Here is a 15,311-nt window from a genome sequence, read left to right on the forward strand (position 1 = left end):
ATCGCTATTTTCTTTCCCATCCTCGGACTTCGGCTAGGGTATAGAGGGGACGACCTTTGACTTGTTCGTAGATGCGACCGATATATTCCCCTAGAATGCCGATGCTGACGAGTTGTACGGCTCCGAGAAAGAAGATGGCGATCAGGATGGTGGCAAACCCGGTGAGGGGAGCAGTGGGGGCGACAATGCGCCAATAGAGGACGAGTAGAGCCATGAAAAGGGCGATCGCCGCCGCTCCTAAACCGACATAAGTAGAGAGGCGTAGGGGCACTTTGGAGAAGGAGACTAGACCATTAATGGCCAAAGATAGGGACTTAGTAAAGGTATATTTCACTTCACCCGAAAACCGGGGGCTACGCTCGTATAAAATCGCCGTTTGATTGAAGCCAATCCATGCTCGCAGTCCTCGAATGTAGCGATCGCGCTCTGGCATCTGATTTAATACCTCTACCACGCACCGATCCATCAAACAAAAGTCTCCCGTATCCGTGGGAATATTCACATCTGCCAGATGTTTCAGCATCCGATAAAATATATAAGCCATCCATCGTTTGCGCTTTTTTTCTTCATGTCGGCGCGTTCTTTGAGCATAAACCACCTGATACCCTTCTTGCCATTTTTTCACCATTTCCGGAATTAATTCTGGGGGATCTTGCAAATCTGCATCTAAGATGACCACCGCTTCACCCCGCGCATAATTTAACCCCGCAGTCACCGCAATTTGATGACCAAAATTACGCGCAAAACTGAGATAACAAACCCGCTTATCTCTCTGATGCAATTCCCGCATAAAACGCAAGGAAGCATCCGTACTGCCATCATTGACTAAAATTAATTCTGTCCGTCCTTCTAATTGCTCCATCACTGACTGGAGGCGCTTGTAGAGTTCAGGAATATTGTTTTCTTCATTATAAATGGGAACAATGAAAGAATAAGTCGGCTTGACAAAAGGTTCCATTTCTGTTTAGGATTGCTCCTTATGTATTCAGCAGGCATAATCGGTAATCGGTAAACCTCTTTTCATTATGTCAGAAGAAACCTTCAAAAAAGAACGAGAATTTCACGATCGCTGGGCTGCCACCATTGATATTGACCAAATTCAGGTGGCAGATTATTTTGAAGCTTGCACCGCTCCCGAAAATCGCTTTATCTTGCATCACTTAGGGGATGTGAAAGGTAAAACCCTATTGGATGTGGGCTGTGGAGCGGGGGAAAATAGCGTTTATTTTGCCCAAAAGGGCGCTGAATGTGTGGCTTCTGACTATTCTCCGGGGATGGTGGAAGTAGCGTTAAAATTAGCTGAAAACAATGGGGTGAAGATTGAAGGGCATGTGGGCAATGCCATGGCGTTTGATTTTGCCGACGATAGTTTTGATATTATTTATATCGCTAATCTTTTACATCATCTTCCCGATCCAGAAGCAGCGATTAAAGAATGTCATCGGCTGGTGAAACCGGGAGGAAAAGTCTGTTTTTGGGAACCGTTAAAACATAATCCAGTAATTAATGTTTATCGGCGCATGGCCACTGAGGTACGCACGGAAGATGAGCATCCTTTAGATATTAACATCATACCCTTTGTCAAGTCCTTATTTGCTCAGACTGAATGGGATACCTTTTGGATTGCCACCTTGTGGATTTTTCTGCGCTTTTATCTCATTGAACGGGTGAACCCCAATCAAGAGCGCTATTGGAAAAAAATTATCCTAGAAAAAGAGCGATTGCAACCGGAATATCGGCGACTGGAACAGATGGATCGGTGGCTGAAACAGATTCCAGGGATGAAGCGTATGGCGTGGAATTTGGCCGTTGTAGCAACGAAATAGCACAGGTGAAAAACCTACTCGAATTTCATCGGCAGACGGATAATAAAGGTTGTGCCTTGGTTCACCTTGCTTTTAACTTGAATGGTTCCCTGTTGCAGTTCAACAAATTGTTTAACAATGCTCAGACCTAAGCCTGTACCAGGAATATTGCTGACATTACGTCCTCGATGAAATAACTCGAATAAATGGGGTTTGTCTTCTGGAAGAATGCCAATTCCTTCATCTTGGATGGTGAGAATAATATAGTTTTGACGCTTGGAAAATTTGAGGCGAATGGGTTTGTTTTCTGGGGTATAGCGGAGTGCATTGGAGAGGAGATTATTAAGAATAGAGTGCAGGAGTCGTTCATCGCAATAGGCGATCGCCTGACGAGAGCGGCTGATAAACTCAATGGGAGACTGGGGCCGAGTATACTCGCGCTCGGCTAACAACTGGCGGCAAAATTGGACTAAATCCAGGCGTTGGGGGTTGATTTCTAGCACTTTTGCCTCAATTTTGCCGATCACGAGGATATCATCAATCATTTGAGTCATGCGTTCTACATTGCTGTTAATCGCAAGCAGATAATCCGTTTTTTCGGCAACGGTGAGTTGAGAATCATAGCGTTTGAGGGAAGAAATCGACAAGGTAATATTATTGAGTGGATTGCGAAATTCATGACAGAGCATGGCAATAAACCGCGATCGCATTTCGCTTAACTCTTGCAATTGTTGATTCACTTGTCGCAATTTGGCCGTGCGCTCTTGTACCTTAATCTCTAACTCCTCATTGCTGCGCTGTAGAACTTGCTCGGCCCAACGACGCTGGGAAATATCCCGAAATGTTACCACCGCACCAATCAACCGTCCATTGTCCTCTCGCATGGGGGTACTAATATATTCGACAGGAAAACTCGTGCCATCTTTGCGCCAAAATACCTCAGTCGTCACCCGATGGGTACTGCCATCTCGTAGAGCAGCATAAATCGGGCAATCTTCCCGACAATAGGGGGTTCCGTCGGCATGGGAATGATGCAATACAGCGTGCATCGACAGGCCAATCAACTCGTCAATTGGCCAATCAATCATAGCAGCAGCCGCCGGATTAACAAAAGTGACTTTACCCTCAAGATCGAGACCATAAACCCCTTCTCCCACAGCATTGAGAATCAACTGATGCTGACGCAGTAATTGGCTAAAGTCTTGGGCTACCAATTCATTGAGGGCAGTCGATGGCGCAGTTATAGAAGGGGGAAACCAAGCATAATGGGTCATTGAAGTTGTTCTAAAAAGTGTGAGCTACTACACTATATAAGTGCAGATTTTATCTTAAATAAACTCAAGAAAAAGAGTTCTATCGCTATGACCTAGGGATGTAATGAAAATGATCCTCATTATTGAAGATGAACGTCAAACTCGCAATATTTTTTTGAAATCCCTAGAATTTGAAGGATTCTGTGCCTATGGTGCAAGTAATGGTTCTGAAGGGGTACAATTCGCTCGCGATTATCAGCCGCACTTAGTGGTGTGTGATATCATGATGCCCGATATGGACGGCTATACGGTTCTGTCCCAACTTCGCAGTTCTCCAGAAACGGCAGGAATTCCCTTGATTTTTCTAACGGCTAAAGTCACCATGGCTGATTTACGTCAAGGGATGGAGTTGGGAGCCGATGATTATTTAACGAAACCTTGTACTGTAGAGCAATTTTTGGCGGCGATCGCCACCCGCCTGAAACGTCAAGATGACCTGCTAAAATTGTATAGCGAAAAATGCCCAGAGCCTCAACCCTCTAGCATTTTTCCCCATTGTCCCCAATTAACTCAAGTCTTCCGCTTCATTGAAACCTCCTATCACCAACCCATCAATCTTAAGGATGTGGCCGACGCGGCCGGATATTCCCCAGCCTACTTAACCCATCTGGTGCAAAAACAGACCGGACAGACCATCAAACAATGGATTATTAAGCAGCGAATGGCTAGAGCTTGTCAACTCTTGCAAACCACCCAACAGAGCATAAAACAAGTTGCCGAACTCTCAGGTTATCCCGATCCCGGATACTTTACTCGCCAGTTTCGCCAGATTTATGGCATTTCTCCCCTCCGTTGGCGACAACAATATCATGGGCAAATCAAGGATCGATCATAGCTAAAAAGAATAATCTGTATCTCAGTTAACATAATCTAGATCGATTTTCAGTCCTAGAAAATCTGCTAAAAAAAATCCCAATTTTCCCCAAATAAAATCCAATGCATTTCTAGAATCTACCTGATACATTACTGAGCAATATTCACCGTAAATCTTAATAGAATTGCCCATTGGTATTGGGTAGGTTTAGCATTTTGTTCCCTAGAGATGGACATGGATCTATGACTTTGATTTCGGCACAGGAGACATTCAAAAATTGGCAATCTGCCCAATCCGGTAATCGCAAATGGTCTAATTTACAGCCCTTGTGTCAAGTCTGCGGAAGGCAGCACTCCAGCTTTGACCATTGGGACTTTATGCAGACCTTGCCCCAAGACCCCGTTGAATTGGTAGATGACCTGGTAAAAATGGGAGTCTATAAAGAAAACCAACTGCGGGCAGCAGATGCAGTTAACGCCTATGAACTTCGCAAGACCCTATTTCTGAAACGGGTGGGTCGGGGCGACCCGAAACGGGAAAAGCTGATTTTAGCCCTTTGTCAACAAGCGGGTGGTTTAGAAAATGCCTTTGCTGCTGCCTTTGGCCCCCAAGCGGGGCAATTCTTTGGGGATGCCATTCGTAATGGGAAATCCACCCGGCGGGAATTCCTACGCAATATGGCGGTAGGGGCAGCCCTGGTTAGTTTGGCCAGTTGTGCCGAGCCGGATTCAGGGGAATCGGAAGCAGAAGAGGAACCCGTAGCCACCGCAGACCTAGAGAAAACCGATCTGCAAATTGGCTTTATCCCCATTACCTGTGCCACCCCCATCATCATGTCGGAACCCTTGGGCTTCTACAAAAAATATGGGTTTAACGCTAAAGTGGTGAAAATGCCCAGTTGGGGTGCAGTGCGAGATTCGGCGATCGCCGGAGAACTGGACGCTTACCACATGCTGGCCCCCATGCCCATCGCCATGACCCTCGGTTTGGGGTCTGCCGCCTTCGGAGTCAAACTCGCCAGCATCGAGAACATCAACGGCCAAGCCATCACCATCGCCGAACGGCACAAAGGCAAAATCAACGGCCCCGCAGACTTCAAAGGCTTTACCATCGGCGTGCCCTTCCCCTACTCCATGCATAACCTGCTCCTGCGCTACTACCTCACCACAGGCGGAATTAACCCCGATGTCGATGTGCAAATCCGCCCCGTTCCTCCTCCCGATAGCATCGCCCAACTGGTCGCCGGAGACATTGATGCCTACCTGATGCCCGACCCCTTCAACCAACGGGCTGTTTACGAAAAAGCCGGTTTTATCCACATGCTCACCAAAGAGCTATGGCCGGGACATCCCTGCTGTGCCTTTGCTGCCAGCGACCAATGGATTGAAGCCCATCCTAAGACCTTCCGCGCCCTGAATAAATCGATTATTGAAGCCGCAGGCTATGCCAGCAACCCCGCCAACCGTCCAGAAATTGCCGCCGCTATTTCCGAACGCGCTTTCCTCAATCAACCGGTAGAAGTGGTCGAAGCTGTCCTCACCGGCAACTTTGAAGATGGCAATGGCAATACCTTAAGCATCCCCGATCGCATCGACTTCGACCCCTATCCCTGGCAAAGCTTCGCTAACTGGATTTCCTCCCAACTGGTGCGCTGGGATCTGCAAGGAGACGGTTTAGCCGCCAAAGCCATTCCCGAAAAAGGCTATGACACCGTAGGCAAAGATATCTTTTTAACCGATCTGGCTCGCGAACTGGCCCAAGAACTCGGCCAATCTCCCCCGTCAGAAATCTATCGCACAGAAACCTTGAAGTTTGATACCTTCGACCCCACCGATCCGGCCACCTACGTGCAAGCACAAATCGATAAATATGGTGTTTAGTAAAATAGAGATTCACCCATGACCGTTAGTCAATCCACCCCAAACCTGACCAAACGAAGGAAACGAAAAAACCCCCTTTTAAACGAGAATGTGCAGGCCTTTGCCCTGTTTATCGGCTCCTTAGCTGTCTTCCTCCTGTTGTGGGAAATGGGCGCTCGTGCAGAACTCTTTGCCAAAGGAGTACCTACAGCCTCTAAAACTCTGGCTGAATTATGGTGGTGGCTCACCCATCCCTTCTTTAACAATGGCCCCAATGATTTGGGGATTGGCTGGAATCTGCTGATTAGTTTACGCCGAGTGGCGATCGGTTATCTTTTAGCCTCCGTCGTCGCCGTTCCGTTAGGCATTTTAATCGGCATTTCCCCCGTAGCCAGAAAAGGCTTTAATGCCTACATTCAACTGCTCAAACCTGTTTCTCCCCTGGCTTGGTTGCCCCTGGGTCTCTATCTGCTCCGAGATTCTGAGAATACGGGTATTTTTATTATTTTTATCTCTAGCATTTGGCCCACCCTGATCAATACTTCGTTTGGGGTTGCCAATGTGAACCCCGATTATTTAGATGTCTCGAAAACTCTGGGCGCTTCTCGGCTCCGCACCATTTTTAAGGTGATGATTCCCGCCGCACTGCCCAATATTATCTCTGGTTTGCGGATCAGTATGGGCATTGCGTGGTTAGTCATCGTTGCCGCAGAAATGTTGTTGGGAACCGGTCTAGGATATTTTATCTGGAATGAGTGGAATAATCTCTATATTCCCAATATCTTGGTCGCGATTTTCATTATCGGTTTAGTCGGCCTGATTCTAGATAGTCTCTTTGCTACTGCTGAGAAATTGGTCACATTTGGTCGCAACTGATGAGTATTAGTCCTTTGAATTCTAACTCAGTGACTCCCACGGATATTTCCCCTTCTGCTCAACTGTCGATTCGGCAGGTGACTAAGGTCTTTGAGGGTAAGCAGGATATCTTTAGTAAGATTTTGCGGAAAACCTCTAGAGACTTTGTGGCGATCGCCAATATCAGTCTTGATATTCAACCCAATACCTTCGTAAGCATTATCGGGCCGTCAGGTTGTGGCAAGTCTACCCTACTCAATTTGATCGCCGGTCTTTCTCCCATTACCAGTGGTGAGATTTTACTCAATGGTTTGCCCATTGAGGGGCCCGGGCCCGATCGCGGTATGGTCTTCCAAAACTATGCCCTCATGCCCTGGATGACGGTGGAGGAAAATATCTATTTTGCGGTGGAAACGGTCTATCCCAAACTCTCGAAACGGGAAATCGGACGCATTGTCAAAGAACACATTCAATTAGTGGGTTTGGTGGGTGCAGAAAAGAAACATCCCCATGAAATTTCTGGAGGGATGCGTCAGCGCGTGGGAATTGCTCGCGCTTTGGCGATTAATCCCCAAATTCTGCTGATGGATGAACCCTTTGGCGCTCTTGATGCTCTGACGCGGGGGTTTCTCCAGGATGAGATCGAGCGCATCTGGGAACAGGAGCGCAAGACGGTGATTATGATTACCCACAGCATTGAGGAAGCGCTGTTGCTTTCCGATCGCATTGTGATGATGACACGGGGGCCGGCCGCTGGGGTTGATGAGATTCTGGAAGTGCCCTTTCCCCGACCCCGAAACCGGGAAAATATCGATCGCCATCCTGCTTATCATGATTTGAAAGCCGAGATGGAAAGTCATCTGTTCCGAGAAACTCGTGCGGTTGAAGAAGCGCGGGTGAAGGGGTAATTAAGTTGAGATCCTGCGCTTTAAGATCCCCCCAACCCCCCTTAAAAAAGGGGGGCAGTAAAAGTCCCCCTTTTTAAGGGGGGCAGTAAAAGTCCCCCTTTTTAAGGGGGATTTAGGGGGATCAACATCTCTCACATAAATAGCAGAAAAAACTGCTTATAACCCTAATTTGCACACTTAAAACGAGGAATTTAACGATGGCTATTTCTGAAGTGACTCAAAAACTGTTAGCAGCTAAAAAAGCGGCTGGTGTAACCTTTGCCGATTTAGAAGCTAAGGTCGGTTGTGATGAAGTTTGGATTGCTTCTGTTCTCTATCGTCAGGCTAGTGCTTCTCTAGAAGAAGCGACTAAAATTGTGGAAGCGATTGGCGCGGATGCATCCCTGATTGAACCGTTAACGGAGTGCCCACTAAAAGGGTCTCTAGAGCCGGTGATTCCTACTGACCCTCTGATTTATCGTTTTTATGAAATCATGCAGGTTTATGGTCTGCCGATTAAGGCGGTGGTGCATGAGAAATTTGGGGATGGGATTATGAGCGCCATTGATTTTTCTCTGGATGTGGAGCGGGAACCCGATCCGAAGGGCGATCGCGTCAAAATCATTATGTGCGGTAAGTTTTTACCCTACAAGAAGTGGTAGCTTGTTCAAATCCGGTAGGTATCTATTCTGTAACAGTGAAACATTTTTGTAGGGGCAGGTTTGAAACCCGCCCCTACTAGATTCAAATTTGAGATTACTTTCCCCAAGTATCGAGGAGGGTAATCATGCGCTGAACTCCGAGTCCTGGAATCCGATCGATCGCATCGCTGAAGGACTTAAATGGCGCTTTTTTGCGGGCTTTCTCGATCCCATCAATGATTTTATCGGCTGTTTTACCCCGTATATTGGCGATCGCCAGTTTTTCCAGCAGTTCCCTTGAGTTAGCATGGTTCAATAGCTCCAGTGGCTCAATTTTCGCTGGAATTTGTTCCTGTAAGCCATCAATTTGCTGTTGCAATTCCTTAATTGCCTGTTGGTGCGTCTGTTTCATGTCTTGCAGTGCGCGATCAAAGCGAGATTCCAGGTTATTCAAACGTTGCTCTACCGCTCTCGTCGCTCCAGCATCAGTCGAGGTATTCCCCTCCTGAGTCGGTGTCGGATGGAGCGCCGAAACCTGCTCTAGGGCTGCCTCTTGCAACTTGGGAGGAACCACAAACGCATTCACCATTTCCCCTGCACGCAGATTGATTTCCTTCGCTCTGACGGCTGCATAATATTGGCGATCGCCCGCCAAAACTTCATAAGATTCCGGCCCAGTTTGCTTTAAAATCAGGGGAACCAACAAACCACCAGCCTGCAAAATACTTTGAGCCAAACTTTCCAACTCGTCTACAGCAAACTCTGAACGAGAAACCTTTGACTGAATACTTTTAACATCCACTAAATAATACTTGCTCATAATTACAAACCGATTTTTTGCATCACTTCAGACGATAGATTTCTAAATTCTTTCACAGAATCCCCATCCCGTTCAAACTCAAACACCGATTTTGGGTCAGGAATTTCCATATCGCCTCGACTCACCGTTTGATTCACACAATGAGAAAGTGCCACCCTCTCATAGATTACCGTCTTCAACATGGGAAACTGATACCGTTGCAAAACCGCTTCTTTCTGCTTAGGAAACACAAATTCCAAGTATTTACTATTGGTTAAAATTTTAGAAGCCAAAACCCCCAACACTTCCAAAGGTTCTTTACCAATCGTCGATCGAGTTTCATTAATTTCACGAATAAATTTTTTCACATTCGTTAGTCCCTGATTAGAAAAGGGTTTCATATCCGAAGGAATAATCACATAGTCAGCAGAAATTAACGCAATCTGAGCATAGAGGTCTCTCGAAGGGGGCGCGTCAATAATCACAATATCATAACGATCCTCGACTTGTTGTAGCTTAGTATTCAGGCGAAACGGAACAGCACTGATACGATTGAGCCTATCTTGTTCATCAATCAGGGTAATATGGGAGGGAATTACATCAATTTCTGGAACATTAAACCCCTTGGATTTACGGGCAATTTCGGGAATAAAATCTAACTCCCCCGAACTCAAGATTTGTAGAATATTCCGATCTTTCAGGTTATCATCTTCTTCAAATTGAAACTTAATTAACCCCGTAGCAAACGTCGAGTTAGCCTGAGCATCAATATCAATGAGCAAGACGCGCTTATTTTTGTTACTAAAGGCAGCAGCAAGATTCACGGCCGTGGTGGTTTTCCCGACTCCGCCTTTGTTGTGGTAAATCGCAATGGTCTTCATGAGGTGTGGGAGTTATAGTCCGTTCTCGATTTTACACTTATGGGTCATGGATGTGGGAGAACTTGAAGAAATTTTACGGAGTTCTTCACGTACCTGCATCAAAATGACTCCTAACCGATTTTTGCCGCTTCCGTCTTTCCCGCATCCCCAATAATAGTCAATGGGGGAGTTTTCAACAATTTCTTCTTCTCCCGTTTCTAACAAAATCTGCCGTAGCTCCTCATGGGTTGTGAACTTTTGCAACACTCCCTGAAACATAATCTCCTCTTTCACCTGTTCCCAATCTTCTCGTAGGGGATGGGTGCGATCGCGTCCCATTTTTGCCGCATCTTTCGGGGTTTTCGCCCTTTGAATCTGCTCAAACCACGCTGCATCGGTAGTTACAAACTTTTGCGCTTGAAAATAATGCTCGCTAGTGGGCCACCATAACTCATCTAGAGTAAACCCATGGGCTGAAAAATTGGAGAAACAGCCATAAGGCTTTTCACGAGTAGAATAGAAATAAATCGTCATCATTCTGAGTTTACAAATTATTGAGGATAAGTCTAACTTCCATTTTATCCGGTAAACTAGACCCGTAAGCACTAAGCACATTGCTAATGCTATTATGCGAGGTAAAAGAGAAAGACTATGCCGTGCTTATGGCTACGAGCCTTCAATCATTTGTACTCCAGAAGAACTTATAGAGGATGAACAATGAAACATGATCCAATTGTCGAAGAGATTAGAGCTATCCGCGAGGCCTATGCTGCCCAATTCAATTGGGATCTGAAAGCCTTATACGATGATATTAAAAAGCTTGAAGAAATGAGCAATAAACCCCATCGTCGATTGACTCCAAAGCGGATTTTGAGTCCCTCACCGTAAAATCAAGAATTGATACCCCCATTACCAACCTATGAAACGCCCTATTTCTCGCCGTAGCATTCCCCCGAAAATCAGCACCATCCCCCGTCAACAGTCGGAAGCATCGGATTATCTGAATCTCTATCAACTCGCAGTAGAAAGACAAAGACTTGCTAACGAACTGCAAACCATTGAGCAACGGGGTCAGCAAATTGAGAAACGCTTGGCGATCATCAATCGTCAGATGGATCAACTAAAAAAAAACACCCCGCCTCCCGGCGCTACCAGCGCTTCTAATCCTTCCTTACCCGGACTCAATCCGACTAAAAAAACATCAGGGCGATCAACTAATTATGAGACATTCTTGTTAGATTACTAGAGAATTGAACGACTGGTTTTGCTTTGCATCACTCGCCAACTCCGCTATCATTCTCCCTCAATCTCCAGTCGATCCAAAATCCTTTGCAAGGCTACCTTGAGAGCAGGTAAATCTAACTGTGTAGTTTGCCAAACCACCTCTAGATCTACTCGAAAATACTCATGAATTACCATATTCCGCATTCCTCGAATCTCATGCCATGGAATTGTTGGGTCGGCTGACTCCCAATCCTCAATTGAACTCGCTACTGCTTCCCCAATTACAGCGAAACTGTACAGCACTGCCCGCAGTGCTTGCGGATTCTGAATAAACGCCTCAAAACTCAAGTTGGATGTAGTTTCTTCGACTAGGGTAATTTCAGTTAATATATCCTGTACCCGTAGCTTGAACTCTCTAGATTGCACGAATTCTCTCCTTTAAAACCGTTTCCCGCAAGTGGGGACGCAAGGAACTCGGTGTCCCTAGGTCTACTGAACACCCCAATAACTCTTCCAAATAGGCCTGCAATCCTAGCAGTGTAAATAACCCAACGGGGCGGTTAAATTCTACCAAAACATCTACATCACTCTCTGGGGTTGCCTCATCCCGTGCCACCGAACCGAACAAAAACAAGGCTTTTACCGCAAATTGTTCCAGGTTCTCTCTATGGCGATTTAATTTGTCTAGAACCTCCTGTTTCTCCATGAAATGGTCTCCATTTTTAATGGGTATAGTTTATAAATGCGTACTGTACAGACAGTGGGTTCGTGCGGGTTTACAAAAATATGGGTATAACCCGCCCCTACAGATGAAAACATACCTTGTTTCTACCCCGATCGCGATCGGTAATGGTTCATTCTTCGTTATTTTCTTCTTCTAATTCCTGAATTGCCAGTAAAAGAGCCTCTTCTTGTTCTTCAAATTCTTCTTCGGAAATATCACCCATATCAAAGGCCAACTGAAGGGTGAGCAATTTCTTGTTCAAATCTTCCTTGTCATTTAACTCGGCGTTGGCATGTTCTAGAACTTGTTCGCCAATCCAAATCATCCCTTCAATGGGGCCAAGAATGGGTAGGGTGAGTAATTTGATAATCATGTTGAAATCCCAGAGGTTAATCCTCTAATTTGGCAAAGTTGAATGGAGCGGTAAAATTATTATACCGAATTCGCAAACGGCCTTCAAAGTGCAGATCTAAATGCTCGACTTGCTGTGAGAATTTGGGTTCATCATCCCAAGGAATAAGATAAGCGGTATTATAAATCATGGCATCGGTGAGGGTGTCGTTTTCAATGACCTCGATCGCCAGAGGATTCAGCACCTGTTGAAATTCGCCAATAATCCGATCCTGGCGACGCTGCAAAGCTTGCTCCAGCGCTTGACCAATGCCAATCACCTGCTCCATCCCTAGGGGTTGTCCCTCCAGGCGATCGCGCTTTTGCCTTAACTGCACATTTTCTGCTAAAACCTGTTGTAACTCCTCCTCCATGTCCCATAACACCTTTACGCTCACCTCTCGGTAACCCTTCAGTTTCTCAAATAACATCGTTAACTGGTCTCGATAAGGCTTAATCAGCAGCGCTTGAACCTGCTGCCAATTCTCCACTGTTAACCCAAATTGTAGGGGTAAAACTGTGCGATATCCCGCTTGCATGGCCTCTTCTAACACCTGTTCGTGGCACAACAGATTGCGCCGACTGGCCAAATATCGCTCTTGTTTGGCTTCAGAGCAAAGAAATGTAAATCCATCCACTTGATGAGCATGAACGGGTTGTTTATCCAAGCCTACTAAATCTAAATTTTGCGGGCCTGGAGAGGGAAAAATACCATAAAGATAAAAGGCGGAACAATCATTCATTCCAGACACTGACATGAGGTTGATGGATTCATTCTATCAGTCGGGGCGATCGCCGCGCTCCTTTCTCCCTCCTCAAGTCATCTTTGTCACCCATACGGTAAACTGGGATAGCGCTTTTCATCTGCTATAAACTTCATGGGTCGCAAAAAAGCAACTGTTAATTATCTGATCGTCGATGACCTCAGCGTTCCCCCAGAAGACCAAAAAGGAACCCTGATCGCTGTTGAAGGTCGTCGCAACACCGAAGGCAATCGCCAAAAAGCCTTAGATAAGGCGATCGAATTGTGGCAAGAAGGGCAATTAGAGGGCTTTCCTGACGGGTTATCCCTAGAAAATGTTCTTTTTGCCCCTGGAACTTCTGGGGATGTTACAGAGCCATCTAGCGCCGCTAACGAGGAAGAATTACCCCTCCAAAAAGCGGCCAGAGATGTGATTACCCTAATCGATTTACTGATTAATCGTGGGGAGGCCATCCAAGAAGCCACACCCCTGTTACCCATTTTAGAAGCCGCCGAAAGAGGGCAAAAACTGACTGAAGAACAGACGATTCAGGCTAGGGATAAATCCTTTAGTAAAATTCTCACTCGCCTAGCTACTTCAGTCACCGAACATCAACAATTTGTGGAAACCCCAGGGGTGATGGAGTCGATTAAAATGATTATCGCCATTATCCAAGACGATCGCCTGATCACTCCAGAGCAAATTTTACCCCATCCTGCGAGGGAAACCGAGGAAGAGGAAGAGGCAGATTCCCCATGAGCCAAGTCTCCCCCCAGGAACTGATTGTGGGTGTAAAAGCGGGTCAGTTAGTCAGCTTCCCCACAGATACTGTACCCGCTTTAGCCGCTCTGCCCCAGTGCGCTCCCCTGATTTTTGAGGCTAAAAACCGCAGTTTGGACAAACCCTTGATTCTGATGGGGGCTGCTCCGGAAGATCTTTGGCCTTTTTGTCAGGGAACGCCAGAAGAGCAGCAAATTTGGCAACAGGTGGCCAAGCAACATTGGCCGGGAATGCTGACGCTAGTGTTACCCGCATCCCCGGCCGTCCCCAAAGAACTGAATCCCCAAAATCCCACCAGTATTGGCTTGAGGATACCCAATTGTGCGATCGCCCAAACCATTCTCGCTCAAACCGGGCCTCTCGCCACCACCAGCGCCAACCGCTCCGGCCATCCTCCCCTAGAAACTCTAGCCGAGATTGCCGCCGAATTCCCCCAAGTGCTAACCCTGAACGATGAGTTTAACCCTGAAAACTTAGCCAGTGGTATTCCCTCAACCGTGGCCCGTTGGACAGGGAAAGATTGGGAAGTTTTACGGCAAGGAGCCGTTAAGATCAATTAAAAATTAAAAATTAAAAATTAAAAATTAAAAATGGCTATCGGTTGGAGGCTAGTTGGCTTGGTACGGCACTAGAATAAACACAACATCAATTGGGGATACACGCACTACCATGACTTGGGGGAATTGGGTACAGTTTACATCGGGACTGATCGTAGGCATGGCGGGGCTGAGTATCAGTCGCACCCTGTGGAAGAATCGGAAACGCTCAAGGAAAACAAAAATGAACCGTAATCACTCTGCTTCTTCATCCGATGGAGATGATGTGCAACAGCTTAAATTAGCCTATCAAATGGCAACGGAAATGGCCCAGTTCAAACAAGGATTTTTAGGCAGAATTTCCCATGAATTGCGATCGCCTCTCAACGGTTTGATCGGAATGCATCAACTGATTCTCAATGACCTCTGTGACTCCCCAGAAGAGGAACGGGAATTTATCGCCAAGGCCCATGATTCTGCCCTCAAGCTCATTAAGCTCATTGATGAAATGGTGATGATTTCCAAAACCGAGCAAGGAACGGATGTGATGGAAATCGAAACCATTCCCTTAACTGAGGTCTTTCAAGACATCTATGATTTAACCTATTTACAGGCAGGCAATCGCAATTTACACCTCGATATTGTCATGCCCGATCCGGAAATTTACGTCCAAGCGGATTTACGTCGCCTCAGACAAGTCTTAACCAGCTTAGTCGATAGTGCGATCGCCCACATGAGTGAAGGTTCTATTCACCTTCATGCCCATCCAGTTCCCGAAACCCAACAAGTTTATCTCTATCTCGAAGATCAACGCTCCCCCGATTGTTGGCAAGAACCCATTGATTTATTAAATACTCCCCCTGACTCGGAATTGACTTGGAATGGCTCCCCGTCCCCAGGACTCACCCTCATGGCGAATAAACTGCTCTTAGAACTGATGCACGGCAGCTTAGAATTACTTGAAGTTCCCTCTCCTGAATCCTCCGCAAAACGGGGAACCAGTCGCATTTTGTGTAAATTGCCTTGGGGTAGCATGGAAGTTGAAGATCTAACCGATACAGCGCTTCTCCTGGGGGAATAG

The 15,311-nt window shown here is 46.4% G+C and carries 20 protein-coding genes; 11 read left to right on the forward strand and 9 right to left on the reverse strand.

Annotation, left to right across the window (positions count from 1 at the left end):
• Positions 1-4: 4 nt before the first annotated feature.
• Entirely contained in the window at positions 5-958 is a 954-nt protein-coding gene (locus AC3FZD_RS12430; RefSeq protein WP_488736331.1) for a glycosyltransferase family 2 protein, read from the reverse strand.
• Positions 959-1,025: 67 nt separating this feature from the next.
• Between AC3FZD_RS12430 and AC3FZD_RS12435 the strand changes: the two genes are divergently transcribed.
• Positions 1,026-1,826: a class I SAM-dependent methyltransferase gene (locus AC3FZD_RS12435; protein ID WP_488736332.1), complete on the forward strand. Its 801-nt coding sequence runs from the start codon at positions 1,026-1,028 to the stop codon at positions 1,824-1,826.
• A gap of 14 nt (positions 1,827-1,840) precedes the next feature.
• Here the strand turns inward: AC3FZD_RS12435 and AC3FZD_RS12440 are convergent, their stop codons facing one another.
• Positions 1,841-3,079 (reverse strand): PAS domain-containing sensor histidine kinase, encoded by a 1,239-nt coding sequence (locus AC3FZD_RS12440; protein ID WP_488736333.1) that lies wholly within the window; start codon positions 3,077-3,079, stop codon positions 1,841-1,843.
• Between the two features lie 103 nt (positions 3,080-3,182).
• On the opposite strand from AC3FZD_RS12440, the gene AC3FZD_RS12445 reads away from it, so the two are divergent.
• The 5 genes from AC3FZD_RS12445 to cynS all read left to right on the forward strand — a co-directional run bounded on the left by AC3FZD_RS12445 (position 3,183) and on the right by cynS (position 8,195).
• Positions 3,183-3,953: a response regulator transcription factor gene (locus AC3FZD_RS12445; RefSeq protein WP_488736334.1), complete on the forward strand. Its 771-nt coding sequence runs from the start codon at positions 3,183-3,185 to the stop codon at positions 3,951-3,953.
• Between the two features lie 221 nt (positions 3,954-4,174).
• Positions 4,175-5,812 (forward strand): ABC transporter substrate-binding protein, encoded by a 1,638-nt coding sequence (locus tag AC3FZD_RS12450; protein ID WP_488736335.1) that lies wholly within the window; start codon positions 4,175-4,177, stop codon positions 5,810-5,812.
• Positions 5,813-5,830: 18 nt separating this feature from the next.
• Positions 5,831-6,667, forward strand: a complete 837-nt coding sequence (gene ntrB / locus AC3FZD_RS12455) for a nitrate ABC transporter permease (protein WP_488736336.1) — start codon at positions 5,831-5,833, stop codon at positions 6,665-6,667.
• Positions 6,667-7,554: an ABC transporter ATP-binding protein gene (locus tag AC3FZD_RS12460; protein ID WP_488736337.1), complete on the forward strand. Its 888-nt coding sequence runs from the start codon at positions 6,667-6,669 to the stop codon at positions 7,552-7,554. The genes ntrB and AC3FZD_RS12460 overlap by 1 nt, the downstream gene beginning before the upstream one ends.
• A 197-nt stretch (positions 7,555-7,751) precedes the next feature.
• Positions 7,752-8,195 (forward strand): cyanase, encoded by a 444-nt coding sequence (cynS, locus tag AC3FZD_RS12465; RefSeq protein WP_488736338.1) that lies wholly within the window; start codon positions 7,752-7,754, stop codon positions 8,193-8,195.
• 94 nt (positions 8,196-8,289) lie between these two features.
• On the opposite strand, the gene AC3FZD_RS12470 is transcribed toward cynS, so the two are convergent.
• The 3 genes from AC3FZD_RS12470 to ybiA are packed head-to-tail and all read right to left on the reverse strand — an operon-like array spanning position 8,290 to position 10,367.
• The gene (locus tag AC3FZD_RS12470; protein ID WP_488736339.1) at positions 8,290-8,994 is read right to left on the reverse strand and encodes a ParB N-terminal domain-containing protein; all 705 of its coding nucleotides are present in this window, start codon (positions 8,992-8,994) and stop codon (positions 8,290-8,292) included.
• Between the two features lie 2 nt (positions 8,995-8,996).
• Positions 8,997-9,854 carry a ParA family protein gene (locus AC3FZD_RS12475; protein WP_488736340.1) on the reverse strand — a complete coding sequence of 286 codons (858 nt, stop codon included), beginning with the start codon at positions 9,852-9,854 and terminating at the stop codon, positions 8,997-8,999.
• A 12-nt stretch (positions 9,855-9,866) separates the two neighbouring features.
• Positions 9,867-10,367, reverse strand: coding sequence for a riboflavin biosynthesis intermediates N-glycosidase (ybiA, locus tag AC3FZD_RS12480; protein WP_488740337.1), 501 nt, complete (start codon positions 10,365-10,367; stop codon positions 9,867-9,869).
• 183 nt (positions 10,368-10,550) lie between these two features.
• Between ybiA and AC3FZD_RS12485 the strand changes: the two genes are divergently transcribed.
• Together AC3FZD_RS12485 and AC3FZD_RS12490 are read left to right on the forward strand one after the other, a co-directional pair.
• On the forward strand, positions 10,551-10,721 hold the full coding sequence (locus AC3FZD_RS12485; RefSeq protein ID WP_488736341.1) for a hypothetical protein: 171 nt from the start codon (positions 10,551-10,553) through the stop codon (positions 10,719-10,721).
• A 31-nt stretch (positions 10,722-10,752) separates the two neighbouring features.
• Complete coding sequence (locus tag AC3FZD_RS12490; RefSeq protein ID WP_488736342.1) at positions 10,753-11,079, forward strand: sugar ABC transporter ATP-binding protein; 327 nt, start codon at positions 10,753-10,755, stop codon at positions 11,077-11,079.
• Between the two features lie 47 nt (positions 11,080-11,126).
• Here AC3FZD_RS12490 and AC3FZD_RS12495 read toward each other — a convergent pair whose 3' ends face one another.
• The 4 genes from AC3FZD_RS12495 to gvpF form a co-directional block, all read right to left on the reverse strand.
• Positions 11,127-11,483 (reverse strand): HepT-like ribonuclease domain-containing protein, encoded by a 357-nt coding sequence (locus tag AC3FZD_RS12495; protein WP_488736343.1) that lies wholly within the window; start codon positions 11,481-11,483, stop codon positions 11,127-11,129.
• Complete coding sequence (locus tag AC3FZD_RS12500; protein ID WP_488736344.1) at positions 11,473-11,763, reverse strand: nucleotidyltransferase family protein; 291 nt, start codon at positions 11,761-11,763, stop codon at positions 11,473-11,475. Before AC3FZD_RS12500 ends, AC3FZD_RS12495 begins: the two co-directional genes overlap by 11 nt.
• Positions 11,764-11,911: 148 nt before the next feature.
• Complete coding sequence (locus AC3FZD_RS12505; protein WP_488736345.1) at positions 11,912-12,154, reverse strand: gas vesicle protein GvpG; 243 nt, start codon at positions 12,152-12,154, stop codon at positions 11,912-11,914.
• A 16-nt stretch (positions 12,155-12,170) separates the two neighbouring features.
• Positions 12,171-12,914 (reverse strand): gas vesicle protein GvpF, encoded by a 744-nt coding sequence (gvpF, locus tag AC3FZD_RS12510; RefSeq protein ID WP_488736346.1) that lies wholly within the window; start codon positions 12,912-12,914, stop codon positions 12,171-12,173.
• 135 nt (positions 12,915-13,049) lie between these two features.
• On the opposite strand from gvpF, the gene AC3FZD_RS12515 reads away from it, so the two are divergent.
• The 3 genes from AC3FZD_RS12515 to AC3FZD_RS12525 all read left to right on the forward strand — a co-directional run bounded on the left by AC3FZD_RS12515 (position 13,050) and on the right by AC3FZD_RS12525 (position 15,311).
• The gene (locus AC3FZD_RS12515) at positions 13,050-13,673 is read left to right on the forward strand and encodes a hypothetical protein (protein WP_488736347.1); all 624 of its coding nucleotides are present in this window, start codon (positions 13,050-13,052) and stop codon (positions 13,671-13,673) included.
• Positions 13,670-14,254, forward strand: coding sequence for an L-threonylcarbamoyladenylate synthase (locus tag AC3FZD_RS12520; protein ID WP_488736348.1), 585 nt, complete (start codon positions 13,670-13,672; stop codon positions 14,252-14,254). The genes AC3FZD_RS12515 and AC3FZD_RS12520 overlap by 4 nt, the downstream gene beginning before the upstream one ends.
• A 220-nt stretch (positions 14,255-14,474) precedes the next feature.
• Entirely contained in the window at positions 14,475-15,311 is an 837-nt protein-coding gene (locus AC3FZD_RS12525) for a sensor histidine kinase (RefSeq protein ID WP_488736349.1), read from the forward strand.

This window comes from Roseofilum sp. KMC-1 (genome assembly GCF_057802075.1).